The organism is Erythrobacter sp. (assembly GCF_038133525.1).
Classification (GTDB): Bacteria; Pseudomonadota; Alphaproteobacteria; order Sphingomonadales; family Sphingomonadaceae; genus Qipengyuania.
Window position 1 is genome coordinate 19,075 of record NZ_JAYPTL010000033.1, and the last position, 19,493, is coordinate 38,567.

Here is a 19,493-nt window from a genome sequence, read left to right on the forward strand (position 1 = left end):
CATCAGTCCTTCAGCACCCAAGTGTCCTTGGTGCCTCCACCTTGCGAGGAATTGACCACCAGCGACCCTTGCTTGAGCGCAACCCGCGTCAATCCACCCGGGGTAATGTCGATCCGGTCGGGCGACACCAGCACGAAGGGACGCAGATCTACGTGCCGCGGAGCGAGCCCTTGCCGAGTGAAGATTGGGCAGGTCGAAAGCGCCAAGGTCGGCTGGGCAATGTAATTTTCGGGCCGCGCGATGATCTTCTTGCGAAATTCCTCGATCGTCTTCTTCGACGAGGTCGGCCCGATCAACATCCCATAACCACCCGAGCCATGGACTTCCTTGACCACCAGCTCGGCGAGATTGTCGAGCACGTATTTGCGGGCTTCTTCTTCGGCACAGCGGTGGGTTTCGACATTGGGCAACAGCGGTTTTTCGCCGGTATAGAATTCGACGATTTCGGGCATGAAGGAATAGATCGCCTTGTCATCCGCCACCCCGGTGCCGGGGGCGTTGGCAATCGTCACCTTGCCCGCGCGATAGACGTCCATGATGCCGGGCACGCCCAACACGCTGTCCTCGTTGAAGGTAAGCGGATCGAGGTAGTCGTCATCGACCCTGCGGTAGATCACATCGACCGGCTGGTAGCCCGATGTGGTGCGCATGGCCACGCGGCCGTCGACCACCCGCAGGTCGGTTCCCTCGACCAGTTCGGCGCCCATCTGGTCGGCGAGGAAGGCGTGTTCGAAATAGGCGGAATTGTAGATCCCGGGTGTCAGCACCGCCACGACCGGTTTGCCATCGGTGCAGGATGGCGCGCAGGCGGCAAGGCTCTTGGCCAGCCGGCGCGGGTAGTCGGAGACGCTCTCGATACCCATCCGCATGAACAGTTCGGGGAACATCGCCATCATCGTTTCGCGATTTTCGAGCATGTAGCTCACGCCCGATGGCGTTCGGGCATTGTCTTCCAGCACGAAGAATTCGTCAGGGCCGGTGCGCACCAAGTCGATGCCGACGATGTGCGTGTAGACCCCACCCGGGGGCCTGAAGCCAACCATGTTGGGCAGCCACGCCGCGTTGTCGCGGAACAGCCGTTCCGGAATGCGGCCGGCGCGAATAATCTCCTGGCGATGATAGAGGTCGTGCATAAAGGCATTGAGCGCCCGCACGCGTTGCTCGATCCCCTTGGTCAGGCGCCGCCACTCAGCCGCCGTGATCACCCGCGGGACCATGTCGAAAGGGATCAAGCGCTCTTCGGCCTCGTCCTGGCCGTAGACGTTGAAGGTGATCCCGGTCTTGCGGAAATTGGTTTCTGCTTCGGCATGCTTGCGCTTGAGCAGGCTGGTTTTCTGTTCCTGGAACCAGCGGCAGTAATCGGAGTAGGCTTCGCGCACGCTGCCGTCGGCGTTGTGCATCTCGTCAAAATATCCGCCGTTGCCGGTCATTGTCCCCCTGGAGCCAGGTGCAGGTGCAGCAGTGATTCCGCACCTGCACACAGGAACACATGGAGTTAGGTGCGGTCAAGCTCCGTCAACACGGCCGCAACTGCCTGATGGGTCAGAACCATGCCCATATGCGAGCAGCGAACGGCGATCGCACGGTCCCTTTCGCCCGGCTTGCCACAGGCCGAACGGGGGTGGACCACCCCGTCGCGCGGGCTCCAGATTGCCACGGTTTCAACCGGGGGCTTGTCCGCAATCACTGTTTCGATCTCGGGCTCGTCAACGCGATGGCCGGCGATGGCCTGGTAGGCACGCCAGCCATTGTTCGCTCTCGGAGATCCAGAAAAGGGCGAACCCAGCGTAACGACCTTCGCGACCATTTCCGGATGCACCTTGGCCAGTTCGCGCGCCATGACGCCGCCCAGGCTCCATCCGACCAGCGTGATCGGCCGCTCCTCGCGTTCGAACAACGACACCAATCGCTCTTCCACCTGCGCAAAGCGGTCTGCGGTGGCTCCCAGGTTGACACCAAGCCCCCACCGCTTGGTCCGGTGCCCTGCCCGCTCAAGCTGGCGCGCCATCCAGCGCATGCGGATCGGGTGCGCGCCGAATCCAGGCAAAAGCATGACCGTCTGCGGCTCGCGCGCAGGCGCCACCGCCATGGGTTGCCGGAACTGGCGAACGAGGATTTCGAATGGCCACAGGAATTCGCGCAGCAACAAGGGAAGGCGCGGCCCACGCGCATCTTCTGGATGCGCCTCCGCCGCCAATGCCCAGCGCCGGGCCAGCTCGGCGCGATCGATGATCGCTGTGTCTTTAAACGGTAACGTTGCCATCACGGCGTAATAATGCGCGAACCCCGTGAACGGGTCCTGAAAATTTCGCGGTCATTTTCCGGTCGCGGAACCGAAACACCTGGGGCGGCGATCAACCGTCGCAATCGCCGATACGTTCCTGGTTCGATTTCATCGTCATCATCATGGCGTTGCCATCAGGTCCCTTGGCATCGATCGTCATGGTCATTTGCGACGAGGTCCGGGTGCCTGTCCCTTGCAGGGTCATCCGTGCAGTGCCCTTACCGTCGGCCTTGCAGTTCATGATTGCGTCGATCTTGCCGCCCTCCGCGTCGAACTTCTCGAAGCTGCAATCTTCGTCTTCTTGGGCCTGCTTGGCCATTTCCTCGAAGCCTTTCTCGGCCTCTTCCTTGGTCAGGCAATATTCGGTGGTGCGCGGTTCCTTGCCCATCATCTGCTTCATCATGTCCTGCACGTCCTTTGGCGCACCAGGCAGTTCGAGATTCACCAGTTGGACAGTGTTGCGGTATTTGCCCGGCTCGGGCTTCACCAGTTCCTTGGACTTGTCGACCGCCTCCGACATCGTGATTTCCCCATCGCCGTCGGCATCCGCGCTTGGGCTGCCGCAACCAGCAAGTGCAAGTGTGGACATGGCGGCAAGAACGATACGGCGCATTGTGGAACTCCTTCTGGATCTATTGCCGCGAGGCTAGCAGCGCGGGGATGAACCGCAAGGCGACAAAATCGCGCTGGCGGCGCAAGGCGCTTGACCTCAATCGGGGTTGAGGTTGCACAGGTTAGCAAGACCAGGCGCGAATCGGCCCATCGCCTCGCGCAAAATGGAGAGAACCATGGACCGCCTTGCCCGTTTGGGCGCAATTTCTGCATTCGCCGCCGGGATCCTGGAGATCACGGCCCAGATCGTTCCTTACGTTCCGAACAACCCCGCTCTCGAGGCGCTCTATGGCGCAGTCGACATCGCCTTCCTGACCGCGTTGGTCGCGATGGTTGGCGTTCTGACGCCCCGGCTCGGCTGGGCGGCTCTCTTGCCGCTGCTGCTGGCGATCGCGGGCGTGGCAAGCATCGTCGGCCCGGATAAGACTGCCTTCGGGATCGATTTCTACCAACTCGGTTCCGCCGTATTCGTGCTTGCGCTGGGGATTGCGGCGCTGCCTCTCCTGCGTCTCCCAGATTATCGCCGGCCGGCGCTGATCTGGGTGGGGACGGCGGTGTTGGCGCTGGTTGCCGGTGCCAGCGGCGAACCGGCGATATTCCGCACCACCAGCGTGGCCCTGGCACTGGGCTTCATCACCCTGGCACCAATCCTGTGGCGCGAAGGACGCGAGGGTTAGCGTCATCGACCCTATCCGCCATTGCGGAACAAAACCAAAACCCCCATACACCAATCCATGGCCGAACTCGTTATCCGTCGCGGGCTGGAGGAACCCGATACCTCCGGGTCATTCGTCCCGCACAAGCCCGCGCGCCCCGACAAATCAATGGGTGGCCGGCCTTTCAAGCTGGTCAGCGACTATTCGCCTTCAGGCGACCAGCCGACCGCCATTGCCGAACTGGTCTCCGCGGCGAAAGAGGGTGATCAAACGCAAGTCCTGCTCGGCGTTACCGGCTCGGGCAAGACATTCACCATGGCCAAGGTGATCGAGGAAATGCAGCGCCCCGCGCTCATCCTCGCCCCGAACAAGATCCTCGCCGCGCAGCTCTATGGCGAATTCAAGAGCTTCTTCCCGGAGAACGCGGTCGAGTATTTCGTCAGCTACTACGATTACTACCAGCCGGAAGCCTATGTGCCCCGATCAGACACCTACATCGAGAAGGAAAGCTCGGTGAACGAGGCGATCGACCGCATGCGACATTCGGCCACGCGCGCGCTGCTCGAACGCGACGACGTCATCATCGTGGCCTCGGTGTCCTGCCTCTACGGTATTGGCTCGGTCGAAACCTATTCGGCGATGATCTTCGACCTGAAGGCCGGCGATACGGTCGACCAACGCGAGATCATCCGCAAGCTCGTCGCCTTGCAGTACAAGCGCAATGACGCGGCCTTCGCGCGCGGCAATTTCCGCGTGCGCGGTGACAGTCTGGAGATCTTCCCGAGCCACTATGAAGATGTCGCCTGGCGCATCTCGTTCTTCGGCGACGAGATCGAGGAAATCAGCGAATTCGATCCGCTGACCGGCAAGAAGGGTGCGAGCCTGGAGAAAGTGCGCATCTACGCGAATTCGCACTACGTCACACCCGGCCCAACGATGAAGCAGGCGATGGAGGCGATCAAGTTCGAGCTGCAGGAACGGCTCAAGGAACTGCATGAGGAAGGCCGGTTGCTCGAGGCCCAGCGCCTGGAGCAGCGCACCAATTTCGACCTCGAGATGATTGCCGCCACAGGCTCATGTGCAGGGATCGAGAATTACAGTCGCTTCCTCACCGGTCGCCTGCCGGGCGAACCGCCGCCAACGCTGTTCGAATATTTGCCTGACAACGCGCTGCTGTTCGTTGATGAAAGCCACCAGACGGTGCCGCAGGTCGGCGCGATGGCGCGCGGGGACCACCGTCGAAAAATTACGCTGGCGGAGTACGGCTTTCGCCTCCCCAGTTGCATCGACAACCGCCCGCTGCGCTTCAACGAATGGGACGCGATGCGCCCGCAGACCATTGCGGTGTCGGCAACGCCGGGCCCATGGGAGATGGAACAGGCTGGCGGCGTCTTCGCCGAACAGGTCATCCGGCCAACGGGACTGATCGACCCGCCGGTCGAGATCAAGCCGGTCGAGGACCAGGTCCAGGATTGCATCGAGGAGTGCAAGGCGACCGCCGCCAAGGGCTATCGCACCCTGGTCACTACGCTGACCAAGCGGATGGCGGAAGACCTGACCGAATTCATGCACGAGGCGGGTGTGCGGGTGCGCTACATGCACTCCGACGTCGAGACGCTCGAACGTATCGAACTGATCCGCGACCTGCGGCTGGGCGTCTATGACGTGCTGGTCGGCATCAACCTGCTGCGCGAAGGTCTCGACATTCCCGAATGCGGCCTGGTTTGCATCCTCGACGCCGACAAGGAAGGCTTCCTGCGTTCCGAAACCTCGCTGATCCAGACCATCGGCCGCGCCGCGCGCAATGTGGATGGGCGGGTAATCCTTTATGCCGATCGCATTACCGGAAGCATGGAGCGGGCGATTGCCGAGACCGAACGGCGACGCGAGAAGCAGCGCGAGTACAACGAGGCCCACGGCATCACGCCGCAAACGATCAAGCGCCAGATTGCCGATATCGTCGCGCACACAGCATCGCAGGACGGCGTTACCGTCGATACCGGCGACGATGAGCGCAACAATCTGGTTGGGCACAATCTGCGGGCCTATATCGAGGATCTGGAGAAGCGCATGCGTGCCGCCGCCGCCGATCTCGAGTTCGAGGAGGCAGGCCGCCTGCGCGACGAGATACGTCGATTGGAGAATGACGAACTCGGGCTCGCCGACGCAGAAAAAGCTGCACCTCGCGTTGGACGCTCGAACGAGGGCAAACCCGGGACACGCAAGATGCGATATGGCAAAGTTCAGCGGAAATTCGGACGCTAAGCCAAGGGCAGGAATTGTGAGTGTTCCCAAGAAAATCATTTTTTTCTAATGCATTACGTAGTGCGATTTACGACCCATTAATCCCCAGATCTCTAGGGGAACTGCATTAACGACAGGTCGGCAGGTGGCGATAGCCATGAAGAAAATAGCAATCGTCCTGCACACACTGGTCATTATAACCGCGCTCACCGGGATGGTGCTTTCGCCACCCGAACGTGGGCCAATGCTGCTGGTTTCGCTCCAGCCGCTCTCCCAAGCCGAGTTTATCAATCGGGCACGCGCAGCCGGGGCACTAACATCCGGCCAACCCTATGGTTCGCAAACACTGCTGGTCGTGGCCAACCGGGCCACCGTCCTCCTGCCGCTTCTGAACCAAGGCATTCTCGTCATGCGCGCGCCCGTCGGCTGTGGGGGAGACGCGGAACCGCGCTGATCGACAAAGGGACGCAAATGAAGCTGAGCCATGACTTCCACGCAGAAGACATCGATATCACTGGCGAGATAGCAGACCGCGATGGCCTGGAAACCATCCGCCGGAACGGATCGCGCCTGATCACCCGGATCTTCTGGATCAACATCCTGGCCGTGGCTCTCGCGGGCTGGGCAATGTCCTCCCCAAACCTGACCACTGCCGTCGTTCTGGCCATGATCGTAGCCGCGATGCCGACCCTGCTGGTCTTCGGAATGAAGCTTCACGACGCTTCCACCCGGATCGTCATCGGCCTGAGCGCCGTCGCCTATCCGGCGATCTTCATTTTCCTGTTGCAGGGTCACGTCTGGCAGATGGACCTGCACATGTATTTCTTCCCCGCGCTCGCCGCGCTGGTCCTATTGTGTGACTCCCGCTCGATCATCGGTGCCTCACTCCTGATCACGGTTCACCATACCATCTTCACCTACATCGCCCCGGCCTGGGTCTTCTCCGGCAACGGCGACCTGCCGCGCGTGGCCCTTCACGTGGGCCTGATCCTTCTGCAGAGTGGCATGCTGATGTGGATCGTCAGCCAGCTTACGGGCGCGATCCTCACCAAGTCGCGTGAAGTCGAAGTCTCCGAAAACCTGCGAGCAAGCGAAGCGTTGCGGAGGGAAGAGCAACGCGCGCTTTCCGACGAGCGCGAGCGGCATGCGCTGGACAATGAACGGCGCCAGCAGCTTGCCGCACGACTGGATCAGCGGGTCGGCGCCATCGTCACCGATCTTGGGGCCATGACCAGCCAGCTGGATAGCAGCCGCGACATGCTCGCTTCTGCCTTCGAGGAGGCTGTGAGCAAGTCCAGCCGGTTGGCCGAGCATCACCAATATGTGCAGAACGACATGCGCGGACTGGCCCAGGACGTGCAGACGCTGGCGGAAAGCATCGGGCGCGTTGGCCACGAAGTTCGCGAAGCGCGCAAGACTGCCCAGCAGAGCGCCGACACCTCCGCGCAACTCGTTCCCAAGGTTGAAGAGCTAGCTTCAACGATGGATTCGGCGAGCAGGATCATCGCATTGATCGCCGACATTTCGGCACAAAGCCGGATGCTGGCGCTCAACGCTACGATCGAGGCGAGCCATGAAGGCAGCAGGGGCTTTGGCGTCGTCGCCATCGAGATGAAGTCGCTTGCGGACCAGACTTCCAACGCCGCTTCCGAGATCTCCGACATGCTCGAACTGGTCCGCGGCGCGTCGCAGACCATCACATCGGGGATCCGCGACGCAACCGGCGCCTCGCTTGCAACAAGCCGCTCTGCCGATTCCATCGATGCGGTGATCGACCATCAGATCGCCGAAACCGATGGCATGGTTCGCGCAACCAGCAAGGTCGACACGACAGTTCGCGACGCGGCAGATGAAGTGGTGGCGCTGGACAGCGCAATCGCACAGGTGCGCGACGTGATTGAACAGACCAACAGCGTTTCCGCCAGCGTCGGCCGGCGTGCGCAGGAATTGCATGAGGCGATGCAGCAGGTGCTAGCCGAATTGCGCGCCGGCTAGAGCAGCTAGCGCGATTTCCCGCCGTTGGTCGAACGCCAAAGCCGTTCGTCCAACGGCGATTGCGCCGAGCCCGGAGCCCGCCAGTCTTCACTCCGACAGGGGAGACTCACATGCGTATTGCCTACCTATCTTTGACCGCCGCCATTGCATTTGCCGCCATGGCGCCCGTTTCGGCCACCGCGGGTGAGCCAGCCGCCGAACAAACCACCAGCTCGGCCATTGCCGACGCGGTAGCAACGCCCGACCGGCCGGAAGACGCCCGCAAGCTCGACGAGAGTCGCAAGCCCGTTGAGGTTTTGACCTTCCTTGGACTTGAAGAGGGCATGGCCGCCACGGACGTAATGACCGGGTCAGGCTATTGGGCCGAGATCATGGGGCACGCCGTTGGCAGCACTGGCAGCGTCATCGCGCTCGAACCCACGCAGTTTTACAACGAGGAGAAGCAGGGCGCCGATTGGCAGAATCTGCAGAGCCGCGCTCCTGCGGTTGCCCTGAAGACCTATTCGTTCGAGGCCTTCTCCTATCCTGCGGACAGCTTCGACTTTGCGATTATCAATCTCTCATACCACGACATTTATTGGGAATCGGTGAAGTACAACATCCCGAAGAGCGATCCCGATAAATTCACGAACGGGCTTTATGCGGCGATGAAGCCGGGTGGGATCGTGGGCGTGATCGACCATGTCGGCGAAGGTGACGATACCCGCGCGCTAGTGGACAAGATGCACCGCATTGATCCCGCCGTCGTGCGCGCCGACTTCGAGCGTGCAGGTTTCGTGCTTGAAGCCGAAAGCGACCTGCTGACCAATCCGGACGACGATCACACCAAGGGGGTGTTCGACGCATCGATCCGCGGCAAGACCGACCGCTTCCTGATGAAGTTCCGCAAGCCGCGCTGAGCGCGGCTTTGCCTTGCCTGACTTCGCTGCCATAGGAGAGCGCATGAACGCTCGCATTCTCGCCTCGCTCATCGCCGGGGCAGCACTCCTCGCCGCCCCAGCCATCGCTGCCGACAAGGACAGCGGCGAAACGCACTCCGCCGCCGCAGAATACAAGCCCAATAGCGCAACCAAGCGCTTTACAGGGATCTTCAACGGTCGATCGGTTAGCTACACCGCAACTGTCGCCGAACAGGTGCTCAAGGATGACAAGGGTACGCCCAAGGCAGCGATCGTCACCACCGCCTATATCGCCGAACCGCGCGACGCGAACCGCCCCGTGACCTTCCTGTTCAACGGCGGTCCTGGGTCGGCATCGGTCTGGCTGCAGATGGGCGCCTTCGGCCCCAAGCGCGTCGGCATTCCATCGGATGCGCGCGACGACGGGGCACCGCCCTACCCGATCCTCGACAATCCCGATTCACTGCTCGACGTCACCGACCTGGTCTTCATCGATCCAGTCGGTACCGGCTGGAGCCATGCGATCGGCGACACCGATCCCAAGGATTATTGGGGCGTATCGCAGGATGCCAAGTCGGTCGCTCAGGTGATCCGCCAGTGGCTGAGCGAGAACGGTCGCTGGAACAGCCCCAAGTTCCTTGGTGGCGAAAGCTACGGCACCACCCGCAGCGCCGCGGTCGTGAACGAGCTCGAGGGCGGGTACAACGACGTCTCGCTCAATGGCGTCATCCTCATATCGACGGTGCTCGATTTTGCCGCGGGTGCGGAAACCGAAGGGGCGGAACTGGGCTATATCACCACCCTGCCCTCATTCGCCGCTACTGCACTCTACCATGGCAAGGCCCAGGCAGCTTCGGTCGAGCAATTCGTCGATGAAGCCCGCCAGTTCGCCATCGGCCCCTATGCCGCCTTCCTGCTCAAGGGCCAGAAGGCCAGCGCGGAAGAACGCATCGCAGTGCGGCGCGAACTGTCGCGTTTCACCGGCCTATCGGAAGACTATCTGGAACGCGCCGATCTGCGCGTATCGTCCGGTCGTTTCTACAAGGAACTACTGCGGGACCGGGGGCTGACGGTAGGGCGGCTCGACAGTCGATATACCGGCAAGGATTACGACAACGCCGGCGAATACCCAGACAACGACCCGAGTTTCTACGGGATCGATGGTGGCTACACTGCGGCGGTCAATGCCTTCATGCGCGACACGATCGGCTACAAGACCGATCGGCAATATGTAACGATTGGCGGGGTGAACGATTGGGATTGGCGCCTCAAGGGCGGGCGCGACACCGATGCTTACCTCAACGTAGCACCGTATCTTGGCCGTGCACTTCGCGAGAATTCTGGGCTGCGCATCTACGTTGGCCAGGGCTGGTACGATTTCGCGACGCCATTCTTCGCCGCGGAATATGCCCTCAGCCGCACGGGCTTCCCGCAGGATCGCATCCAGTTCCAATACTACGACGCGGGCCATATGATGTATGTCCGGGACGAAGATCGGGCCAAGCTTTCGCGCGACATTCGCGAATTCATCCGCTCACGCTGAGGACATCGCAGCCGTGCGCCTTGAATGCCATGGCGCCTGTGCCATAGCGCGCCCATGAGCCGCGTGTTCTTCCTTGTCCCACTGGTGCTGCTGTCCGCGTGCAAGCCGCCGGCATCGGACGAATACGTCGAACGTTCGCGCATTGCCCCGATCACCGAAGGTCCGTCAGAACCGATGGATTCGCCCGACACCACGGGTGCGATATGGGCCCCGGGCAAGCGCCCTGACCGGCTGCTCTACGGCAAGCCCGGGGATCGCCCCTTGCTGGCGATCGAATGCATCCACGATGCGCAGACGTCGCGCGTCGTATACACCCGCTTTGCCCCTGCAGATCCGCATGCCAAGGCGGTGCTCGCCCTGATCGGAAACAGCCATGTTTCACGGCTCAAGATCGATGCAACCGAGACCAATGGGGCCTGGCTCTGGCAGGCAGAAACCGACGCGCTGGATCCCGCTCTGGACGTTCTGACCGGCGCGAGGAAGGTCGAGGCAACAGTCCCCGGCGCGGGTAGTGTCATCCTCAACCCCAGCCGATTGCCCGGCGATCTGATCGAGCGGTGCCGCGCGCAAGCCGCACCAGCGCCCGAAGCTAGCGAGAGTCCCGCGCCTTCTCCGCCAAAAGGTCGGGCGTAAGCACCTGCGGCAGTTGCTCGGCCTCGGCACCGGGCGCGTACCAGAGATAGAGCGGCACGCCAGCGGCACCCTGTTGTGTCAGGATGCGCGAAATTGCCTCGTCAGGCCGCGTCCAGTCGGCGCGGATTGCGATCACACCAGCCTCCTCGAATGCGGCTCTGGTTTCCTCACGCTCGATCGCGACACTCTCGTTGACCTTGCAGGTCACGCACCAGTCGGCCGTGAACCATACGAACACCGGCTTGCCGGAAGCCCTGGCGTCGGCCAGCGCAGTGTCGCTGAAGGGCAGCGGGTCGAGCAAGCTTTCGGCAGCCTGCGCGGGGGATTGCGGCTGCGGCAGGAATACCAGCCCGATCACCACCGCTGCAGCCAGCGCGGCGAGCATCGGTCCACCCTTGCCGGCGCGCTGCATACGTCCGGCAAAGACCAGCCAGAGCACCAGAGCGCCCCCCATCAGTGCACCGACGAAGAGGAAGTTCACGCCGCCGATGCGCCAGATCAGCCAGGCCAGGGCCGCAGCCGTGAGCCCCATCGGCAGGGCCATCCAGCGACGGAACCGCTCCATCCACGCACCCGGACGCGGTAGTCGCGCGCGGACTGCGGGGACGAAGCCAACCAGCAGGAACGGCAATGCCAGGCCTACGCCCAAGGCCACAAAGACCAAGGCTGCGTCGAGCGGTGGGATGACGAGCGCGGCACCAAGGGCCAGCGCCATGAAGGGGCCGGTACAGGGAGTCGCCACAAAGGCAGCAAGCAGCCCGGTCGCGAAGGAGCCACCGCGCGACGGCTTCCCGCTCGAGATCGCCAGGCCCGGCACTTCGAACGCGCCAAGGAAGTTGGCGGTGATCGCCAGCGCCAGCAGGAACAGGCCGACTACCACTGTGGGGTTCTGGAGCTGGAAGGCCCAGCCCACCTGTTCACCGGCCGAGCGCAGCAACAGGATCGTGCCGCCCAGGGCAGCGCAGGCCAGTACCACACCCGCGGTATAGGCCAGCGCATCGCCTCGCGCCGCGTGCTCATCGCCGCCTGCCTTGGCCAGTGCCAATGCCTTGAGGCTCAGGATCGGGAAGACGCAGGGCATGACATTGAGCAGCAAGCCGCCGACAAGCGCGGCCAGCAACAGCTGCCACAAATCCAGGCTGGTGCCGCCACTGATCGGCTTGTGCCCTTCGAGTGGGACGTCGCTCGCGCTGGCGGAAAACTTTACCCCACCGCCATTGCCGAAATCGAGAATGCCCTCGATCCGCCCGGGTACCGGATCGATGCTGGCGTCTGAGGGCCCGGAGATACGTTGCAACGGAATTTCCGCAACCAGCAAGTCGCCCTCGCGGATGAAGGTCTGGCGCGCGGTATATACGGGTCGACGGTACTCACCCAGGTCACCGTCAGCCAGGAAGACATGCGGTTTGTCCGAAAGCGCGCTCGTGGCGGGAAGCGGAATGCCGATACGCAAGCGATCACCGGCGAATTCGAAGCCAGCCTCGCTCCCCAGTGGCGGGACGATCGCGGCACGCCAGCCGCCAAAGCGCGGATCCCTGCCTATCTTGGCGGGATCGAGCGTAATCCTGGCAACCTGCGGGACACAGATAGTATCGGTGCAGGCGAGATAGTTGGCGGTGAGACCAATCGGAGCAGCCTTGCCGACCGCCGCACCTGCCGGGACCGCAATGGGCACCAGCACGGCGTAGGAACCTTCATAGACGTGGTTCATCAGCTCACCGATGACCAGTCGCTTGGGCAAGGGATAGCGCGGTTCGCCGGCCTGCCACCTTTCCGGCAACTGCCAGTCGAGCTGCATGCCCAAACCGGCATCGCCTGGGTTCGACCAATAACCATGCCATTCGGGCGAGCGTGGAGTGAAGTGCAACGCCAGCACCCACTCCTTGCCGGGCTGAGGCGCAGCTTCGGCGACCAGTTCGATCGCGATATCGTTCGGCCCGCCCGGTTGCGATTGCGCGACCGCTGCAGCCGGCAACAGCACCGCCAAAGCCAGCATCAATGCGGCCAGTACCGCGCGCAACCCGTTCATTGTCCTTGCCTCGCTCACACTCGCGCCTCTAGGGCCATGTCGTACTATTCGCAACGAGGCGGACAAGGTGACAGAGGCAAACGAGACGCGCGACCTGCTGATCCTCGGCGGCGGGCTGGTGGGCATGACGCTGGCGCTTGCAGCCGCGAAAAAGGGCCTGTCCTGCCACGTCGTCGATCGTGCCGATCCCACAGAGCTAATCGCGGAAGGGTTCGACGGCCGCGCATCAGCCATATCCACTGCCAGCTGGCGACTGTTCTGCAATATCGGTCTCGAGGAAGCGCTCGAGCCGCATGGCTGCGACATTGCGGCCATCGCGGTGCTCGACCAGATGAAGCCCGGCAGGCTCGATTTTCGCCCCGAACCGCACGAAGGCACATTGGGCCGGATGTTCGCCAATCGTCAGTTGCGCCTGGCCTTGCACGAGGCGGCGGCGAAGGAACCACTGATCGCCTGGCACGCACCAGTCGCGGTGGTGGAACGCCATCGCGACGCCTTCGGAGTATCTGCAAAGCTCGCAGATGGAACCGTGCTAAAGGCCGCGCTGATGGTCGGCGCCGAAGGGCGCGGCTCACCCTCCCGCGAAGAGGCCGGGTTCAAGATGGCGAGCTGGGACTATAGCCACCGCGCGATGATCGTCGGGCTCGACCATTCGAAGCCGCACGAGAACGTCGCCTGGGAGGTCTTCTACCCTGACGGCCCCTTCGCCCTGCTGCCCATGTTGGACGGACCCGACGGCCAGCACCGTAGTGCGCTGGTCTGGACGGTCGATGAGAAGGATGCCGCAGGCGTGGTCAAACTGTCCGACCGCGCGTTCCTGGCCGAGGTTCACAAGCGCATGGGCGACCTGCTGGGTGAGTTGAAGCTCAACAGCACGCGCTCTTCCTTCCCGCTGAGCTTCCAGCATACCGCCAAGATCGTCGACGAGCGGCTCGCACTGGTCGGCGACAGCGCGCATGGCATGCACCCGATCGCAGGCCAGGGCCTCAACCTCGGGCTGCGCGATGTCGGTGCGCTGGTCGAGGTACTGGACGAGGCACTGCGGCTGGGGCTCGATCTCGGCGATGCACAGGTGCTCAACAAATACGAAGAATGGCGCGCACTCGACTCGCTCATGGTCATGAGCGCGACCGACGGGCTCACGCGACTGTTCGGCGTGCCCGGAAAGACTGCCAGCGCGATCCGGCGACTGGGCATGTCGGGTGTCCAGCGTTCGGGCTGGCTCAAGCGCTTCTTCATGGACGAAGCCCGCGGGGTATCAGGGAAGCTTCCCGAGCTTTTGAGGGCCTAACCCTCCGGCTTCTCCGCCGGGCTCGGCTGTTCGATCCGGTTGCCCGAGGCATCGCGCAACAGGCGCGGTTCAAGCACCGCAGAGGTCTCGATCCGGTCGAGCGCCTTCTGCACCGCTGCATAGCGTTCGGCATCGCGGATCCAGCCAGCTGCATTCGTGGCGCCGGGCAATGCGCGCACTTCGGCGATCGCGGCCTCTGTCCGCCCGCTTTCGAGGAACAGGCGCGCCCGGTCGAGCCGCCGCTGCGGCTGCGGCGAGGGGGCGCTTTCGCTGCGGATCACGAACAGCTGCGACAGTTCCTTGCGAAAACGGGTGAAGCCGCTTTCGCTCGTCGATTGGGCCAGCCGGGGCGAGAGGCCTTCGAGCCGGGCTATGAGCTGGTCGAGCGTTATCGGATTGCGGCTGGCGCTGATCAGCGTCTCAACTGCATTCGGCATCGCGTCACCGAAACGCAGGCGCAACTGGTCGGCCAGAAAGCCGAGCTCCGCACCCTTTTCCAGTGCGCGGCGCGTCGCAAAGGCAATCAGCAGGCCCTCAGCCCGCGCGGCGTTACCCGCAGCAGCCTGGGCCTGCAGGTCGAGCCGTGCCAGGCGCTGCTCCGCCGCCGCCAAGCGCTGGTCGAGCCCGCCCTGCTGTTCTTCGACGCGAGCAACCGCCTGCTGGGCGGCCTGGCTGGCGGTGGCACTGGGTGTCGGTGTCGGCTCTGAAGGTAGGCTGGTGGCTATCGCCTGCGGCTCTTCGACGGCCACAGGTTCCGGCTCCGACTGGCCGGTCAGGCGATAGACGCCATAGCCAACCACGGCCCCACCAAAAAGGAAGGCGCCGACCATCGCCACGAGCATGGGCCTCGCCAATACTCCCTTACGCCTGTTGCTAGCGAACTCGTTCATCAAAATCCGTTCTGCGACCCGGGCATCCCGTTACGGAACGTCCCCTTCCCTTGCCTAGCGAGTCTGGCACAAAGCTTTTGCCATGGCCAGCATCTCGCTATCGCCCGGAGCATCGGCAATGTGGATGGATTGCCAGCCGTCGCCGGCAAGCTCGGCCACGCGCGGCCCGATCGCTACCAGCGTTACGAGGGCGCGCGGAAGGCCAAGGCGCTCAAATTCCTCGACCAGGCGCCGTGCCGTAGCGCCTGAATGGAGCGCCACCACGCCGCCGACCGCAAGCATCCGCGCGTCCGATTCTTCGATAGCTTGCGGAACCGCACGATACACGACGTGTGTGTCGACCTGGATGCCATCAGGCGCCGTGAGCGGAATACGGTCTTCTCCCGCCAGCCGGAGCAGGCGCAATTCGCGACCGGCCATCGCATCGAGCAAGACTTGCATCCCGCCCCGGCCTGTCTGCCCGATCAGGAAACCGGCCGCCCTCGCCGCTTCTGCCGTCGTCTCGCCCACGGCATGAACCGGCAAATTCCGAAAAGCTTCAAGTGCCTTGCCGCCGTGGCGGAAGACGTTGGCGCTGCCGATCAGCAATCCGTCATAGGCGTCTGGATCAGGGGCGTCCCAATCGACCGTTTCGATCAGGAACAAGGGCGCGCCATGGACCTCCAACCCCATTGCCCTGGCAGTGTCCGCGGTGACGGTCCATCCGGGCTCCGGCCGGAAGAGGAACAGGGGGATCACGCCGCCCCTTCGAACAGCTTGCGGACCTCGGCCGGCGCCGCAGCAAGCAGGCGCTCCGCGAGAGCGAGCGGAGCCGCGTCGTCGTCGCTCGCGAAGCGCGCCTCATCACCTACGCGGATGGAACCATCGGAGCTGAAGATCGCCGCACGCAGGTGAATCTCGGTGACAGCGGTAACACTCAATGCGGCAATCGGGCTGCTGCATCCTCCGCCCAGCCCTTCGAGCAGGCGGCGTTCGGCCAAGACTTCGGCGCGGCTCGGCGCGTGGTCGACGGCGGCAAGCAGGTCCAGCACCCGCACATCATCGCTGCGGCATTCGATGCCGATTGCCGCCTGCGCGGGTGCGGGCAACCAGACTTCGGGATCGAGTCGCACGCCCACGGTAGCCTCACCAAGCCGATCCAGTCCCGCCGAAGCCAGGAATGTCGCATCAGCCTCGCCTGCATCAAGCTTGGCCATACGCGTCGCGACATTGCCGCGAATCCCGACGACTTCGACGTCGGGCCGCAGGTTGAGCAATTGCGCGGCGCGGCGCGGCGCACTGGTCCCGACCTTCGCACCCTGCGGAATGTCGGCAAGCGAGGCCGCGCCAAGCAAGCGGTCGGCCTTGTCCGCGCGCGGCAGGATTGCGCCGATCGCAAGCGAGGCGGGGCGCAACGTCTCGACGTCCTTCATCGAATGCACCGCCATATCGATGCGGCCGTCCACCAGCCATTCATCGAGTTCGCGCGTCCACAGCGCCTTGCCGCCGATTTCCGCCAAGGGCCGGTCGAGCACCTTGTCGCCGCTCGCCACCACCGGAACCAGTTCGACCTGTGTTTCGTCCCAGCCATGCGCCGCGCAAAGCCGCGAGCGTGCTTCTTGCGCCTGTACCATGGCGAGGGGTGAGCGGCGGGTTCCGAGGCGTATCATTGGGGAGGTCGGCATAGCGTTTTCTTGCCCTAGCGGCGCATGTCGCTAAGGGGAAGCGGGATGGCTCTCGTGCTCGGCATAGAAAGTTCCTGCGACGAAACCGCTGCCGCGTTGGTCGATTCCGACCGTCGAATCGTGGCGCAACGCATTGCTTCGCAGGATGCGGAACACGCGCCCTATGGCGGCGTGGTACCGGAAATTGCCGCGCGCGCGCATGCCGAACGGCTCGCCCCGATGATTGCGGGCGTCCTCGAAGACGCCGGCGTAACGCTGGCAGATTGCGACGCGATTGCCGCGACCGCAGGGCCCGGACTGATCGGCGGCGTGATGGTGGGGCTGGTCAGCGCCAAGGCACTGGCGATGGCCAGCGACACCCCGCTGATCGCGATCAACCACCTGGAAGGTCATGCGCTGAGCCCGCGCCTTGCGGACGAAACCATCGCCTTCCCCTATGCCCTCCTGCTGGTATCTGGCGGACACTGCCAGATCCTGCGTGTCGATGGCGTCGGCCAATACCGGCGACTGGCCACCACCATCGACGATGCGCTGGGCGAAGCTTTCGACAAGACCGCGAAGATACTGGGCCTTGGTTTCCCGGGTGGCCCAGCGGTCGAGCGCATTGCACGCGAGGGTGACGTGAAAGCGGTTCCCCTGCCCCGGCCCATGGTCGGCAGCGGCGAACCGCACTTCTCCTTTGCCGGACTGAAGAGCGCGGTGCTGCGCGCGCATGAAACGGGCGCACACAAGGTTGCCGATATCGCTGCCAGCTTCCAGCAGGCCGCGATCGATTGCGTGGTCGATCGCCTGCAGGTTGCGCTGGCAGAAATGGATGATGTCGATACGCTGGTTGTGGCGGGCGGTGTCGCAGCCAATGCCAGCGTGCGCGCTGCACTGGAAAAAGTCGCGGCGGATAACGGGATGCGCTTTGCCGCTCCACCGCCCAAGCTGTGCACCGACAATGCGGCGATGATTGCCTGGGCGGGGATCGAGCGGCTCGGCCAATCGGACCCGCTCGACATTTCGGCGCGGCCACGCTGGCCACTTGACCCAGAGGCCGAGCCAGTGCGCGGCGCGGGGGTGAAGGCATGAGTGTGGGTGTACTTGGGGCCGGTGCCTGGGGCACGGCACTGGCGCAAATGCTCGCCAGCGATGGGCGCGAAGTGCTGATCTGGGCGCGCGAGGCCGAGCTGGTCGATGAGATCAACACCAGCCACACCAACAGCCTGTTCCTGCCCTCTGCAAGGCTTGCCCCGACCATAAAGGCCACCGGCTATCTTGCGGAGATGGCGGCACGCGATGTGCTGCTGGTCGTCACCCCTGCCCAGCATATGGGCAGCGTGCTTGGCGCCATGCCATCCCATCCGCGCGACCTTGTGCTCTGTTCCAAGGGTATCGAGGCCGGCAGCGGGCGCGTGATGAACGAGGTCGCCAGCGCAGCCGCACCCGGCAGTACCATCTCGGTCCTGTCGGGGCCGACCTTCGCGCATGAGGTCGCCGCCGGGCTCCCGACTGCAGTCACGCTCGCCTGTGGTGGAGGCGAGGCCCAGTGGGAGCGGCTCAAGCCAGTTATCGCACGACCAGCCTTCAGGCCCTACTACTCCGACGACGTTACCGGCGCGGAGATCGGCGGCGCGGTCAAGAATGTGCTCGCCATCGCTTGCGGCGTTGTGGACGGTCTAGGCCTTGGTCAGAACGCCCGCGCGGCCTTGATCGCGCGTGGCTATGCCGAAATGCTGCGTTTCGGCGAAGCGCTGGGCGCGAGGGCGGAAACGCTTGCCGGGCTATGCGGCCTGGGCGATCTCGTACTGACCTGTTCCTCGACATCGAGCCGCAATTTCTCGCTCGGCAAGGCGCTGGGCGAAGGCAAGTCTGCGAACGAGTTGATGGCCGACCGCCGCACCGTTGCCGAAGGCGCGCACACCGCGCCGGTACTGGTCGAACTGGCCGCACGACATGATGTTGCCATGCCCATCGTCGGCGCCGTCAATAACCTGATCGCGGGCGGTGATCCGCGTCAGGTTGTGTCTTCGCTTCTCGCCCGGCCCTTGCGCGCCGAACAGGAAAGCCTGGGATGAGCGCGACACAATCTGACGAAGACCTTACCGCTCTGGCCAAGGGTGGGCGACAGAGTTTCATCGGCTTCCTGCTGCGGCTCTTGGCGCGCCTGCCGTTCTTTTTCTTTGCCGGTCGGCTCTATGGACCTGAAGCGCTGGGGCGCTTCGCATCAGCCCTGGTTGTGGTGGAACTGGTCGCGCTGGTGTGCGCCATGGGGGAGAAGCGCGGCCTGGCCCAGCGCCTGGCCGAAGGCGAGGACAAGCATCCTGCCAATCTTGTCTATGACGGGATGCTGCTGGCGCTGATCTTCTCCTGCGTCGTGGCGGCAGTGCTCTGGCTGGTCCCGGCGCCATTGTTCCCAAGCGGGCAGTTTACCGAACTCGATCGCCTGATCGTGATTGCGATCCCCGGCTATGCGCTGACCGAGATCGTGCTGGCCGCCTAGGCATACAAGTATGACATCGCCACCACCGTGCGTGCGCGAGCGGTGGTCGAGCCGTGGACCAAATCGCTGCTGGTCGGCGGTTTGTTCTTCGTGCCCGCGCTCGCATCGGCAGGGATTGCGCTCGCCTTTGTCGGTTCGATCTATGCCGCGCTGTTCACCGCGCTCTATTCTTTCCTCAAGACCTACGGCCTGCCGATCGAATGGCGCCCGCGACCCGGCTATCTCGGCAAGCTCGCCTTGCGCGCTATTCCGCTGGTAGGCGCAGACG

18 protein-coding genes and 1 pseudogene are annotated in these 19,493 nt (G+C 63.6%); 12 read left to right on the forward strand and 7 right to left on the reverse strand.

Translation table 11 applies throughout. The features are described from left to right. Positions 1-2: 2 nt before the first annotated feature. The 3 genes from AAFM29_RS10230 to AAFM29_RS10240 all read right to left on the reverse strand — a co-directional run bounded on the left by AAFM29_RS10230 (position 3) and on the right by AAFM29_RS10240 (position 2,897). Complete coding sequence (locus AAFM29_RS10230) at positions 3-1,430, reverse strand: circularly permuted type 2 ATP-grasp protein (protein ID WP_341712705.1); 1,428 nt, start codon at positions 1,428-1,430, stop codon at positions 3-5. A gap of 65 nt (positions 1,431-1,495) precedes the next feature. Continuing rightward, entirely contained in the window at positions 1,496-2,263 is a 768-nt protein-coding gene (locus tag AAFM29_RS10235) for an alpha/beta fold hydrolase (RefSeq protein ID WP_341712706.1), read from the reverse strand. 91 nt (positions 2,264-2,354) lie between these two features. Then, on the reverse strand, positions 2,355-2,897 hold the full coding sequence (locus AAFM29_RS10240; protein ID WP_341712707.1) for a DUF3617 domain-containing protein: 543 nt from the start codon (positions 2,895-2,897) through the stop codon (positions 2,355-2,357). Between the two features lie 175 nt (positions 2,898-3,072). Between AAFM29_RS10240 and AAFM29_RS10245 the strand changes: the two genes are divergently transcribed. The 7 genes from AAFM29_RS10245 (at position 3,073) to AAFM29_RS10275 (ending at position 10,866) form a co-directional block, all read left to right on the forward strand. Next, positions 3,073-3,573 (forward strand): hypothetical protein, encoded by a 501-nt coding sequence (locus AAFM29_RS10245; RefSeq protein WP_341712708.1) that lies wholly within the window; start codon positions 3,073-3,075, stop codon positions 3,571-3,573. Positions 3,574-3,630: 57 nt separating this feature from the next. Further along, positions 3,631-5,817 (forward strand): excinuclease ABC subunit UvrB, encoded by a 2,187-nt coding sequence (gene uvrB / locus AAFM29_RS10250; protein WP_341712709.1) that lies wholly within the window; start codon positions 3,631-3,633, stop codon positions 5,815-5,817. A gap of 136 nt (positions 5,818-5,953) precedes the next feature. Next, entirely contained in the window at positions 5,954-6,250 is a 297-nt protein-coding gene (locus AAFM29_RS10255; RefSeq protein ID WP_341712710.1) for a hypothetical protein, read from the forward strand. Positions 6,251-6,267: 17 nt separating this feature from the next. Then, a complete protein-coding gene (locus AAFM29_RS10260) occupies positions 6,268-7,791 on the forward strand; it encodes a methyl-accepting chemotaxis protein (protein ID WP_341712711.1) in 1,524 nt (507 codons plus the stop codon). Positions 7,792-7,901: 110 nt separating this feature from the next. Then, positions 7,902-8,690 (forward strand): methyltransferase, encoded by a 789-nt coding sequence (locus AAFM29_RS10265; RefSeq protein ID WP_341712712.1) that lies wholly within the window; start codon positions 7,902-7,904, stop codon positions 8,688-8,690. 43 nt (positions 8,691-8,733) lie between these two features. Next, positions 8,734-10,233 (forward strand): peptidase S10, encoded by a 1,500-nt coding sequence (locus AAFM29_RS10270; protein WP_341712713.1) that lies wholly within the window; start codon positions 8,734-8,736, stop codon positions 10,231-10,233. A 54-nt stretch (positions 10,234-10,287) separates the two neighbouring features. Further along, positions 10,288-10,866 carry a hypothetical protein gene (locus tag AAFM29_RS10275; protein ID WP_341712714.1) on the forward strand — a complete coding sequence of 193 codons (579 nt, stop codon included), beginning with the start codon at positions 10,288-10,290 and terminating at the stop codon, positions 10,864-10,866. On the opposite strand, the gene AAFM29_RS10280 is transcribed toward AAFM29_RS10275, so the two are convergent. After that, positions 10,823-12,895 (reverse strand): thioredoxin family protein, encoded by a 2,073-nt coding sequence (locus AAFM29_RS10280; protein ID WP_341712715.1) that lies wholly within the window; start codon positions 12,893-12,895, stop codon positions 10,823-10,825. The two genes, AAFM29_RS10275 and AAFM29_RS10280, sit on opposite strands and share 44 nt — an antisense overlap. 67 nt (positions 12,896-12,962) lie before the next feature. Between AAFM29_RS10280 and AAFM29_RS10285 the strand changes: the two genes are divergently transcribed. After that, the gene (locus tag AAFM29_RS10285; RefSeq protein ID WP_341712716.1) at positions 12,963-14,186 is read left to right on the forward strand and encodes an FAD-dependent monooxygenase; all 1,224 of its coding nucleotides are present in this window, start codon (positions 12,963-12,965) and stop codon (positions 14,184-14,186) included. Here the strand turns inward: AAFM29_RS10285 and AAFM29_RS10290 are convergent. From AAFM29_RS10290 to hemC, 3 genes are all read right to left on the reverse strand, one after another. After that, entirely contained in the window at positions 14,183-15,028 is an 846-nt protein-coding gene (locus AAFM29_RS10290) for a hypothetical protein (protein WP_341712717.1), read from the reverse strand. The two genes, AAFM29_RS10285 and AAFM29_RS10290, sit on opposite strands and share 4 nt — an antisense overlap. A 102-nt stretch (positions 15,029-15,130) precedes the next feature. Further along, positions 15,131-15,814 carry a uroporphyrinogen-III synthase gene (locus AAFM29_RS10295; RefSeq protein ID WP_341712718.1) on the reverse strand — a complete coding sequence of 228 codons (684 nt, stop codon included), beginning with the start codon at positions 15,812-15,814 and terminating at the stop codon, positions 15,131-15,133. Then, a complete protein-coding gene (gene hemC, locus AAFM29_RS10300; RefSeq protein WP_341712719.1) occupies positions 15,811-16,740 on the reverse strand; it encodes a hydroxymethylbilane synthase in 930 nt (309 codons plus the stop codon). The genes AAFM29_RS10295 and hemC overlap by 4 nt, the downstream gene beginning before the upstream one ends. Before the next feature lie 45 nt (positions 16,741-16,785). Here hemC and tsaD point away from each other — a divergent pair, with 45 nt between their 5' ends. The 4 genes and pseudogenes from tsaD to AAFM29_RS10320 all read left to right on the forward strand — a co-directional run. Next, positions 16,786-17,814, forward strand: a complete 1,029-nt coding sequence (gene tsaD / locus AAFM29_RS10305; protein ID WP_341712720.1) for a tRNA (adenosine(37)-N6)-threonylcarbamoyltransferase complex transferase subunit TsaD — start codon at positions 16,786-16,788, stop codon at positions 17,812-17,814. Continuing rightward, the gene (locus AAFM29_RS10310) at positions 17,811-18,800 is read left to right on the forward strand and encodes an NAD(P)H-dependent glycerol-3-phosphate dehydrogenase (RefSeq protein WP_341712721.1); all 990 of its coding nucleotides are present in this window, start codon (positions 17,811-17,813) and stop codon (positions 18,798-18,800) included. The genes tsaD and AAFM29_RS10310 overlap by 4 nt, the downstream gene beginning before the upstream one ends. Further along, a complete protein-coding gene (locus AAFM29_RS10315; protein ID WP_341712722.1) occupies positions 18,797-19,225 on the forward strand; it encodes a hypothetical protein in 429 nt (142 codons plus the stop codon). Before AAFM29_RS10310 ends, AAFM29_RS10315 begins: the two co-directional genes overlap by 4 nt. A gap of 27 nt (positions 19,226-19,252) precedes the next feature. After that, positions 19,253-19,493: pseudogene (locus tag AAFM29_RS10320) on the forward strand (lipopolysaccharide biosynthesis protein); the annotation flags it as partial.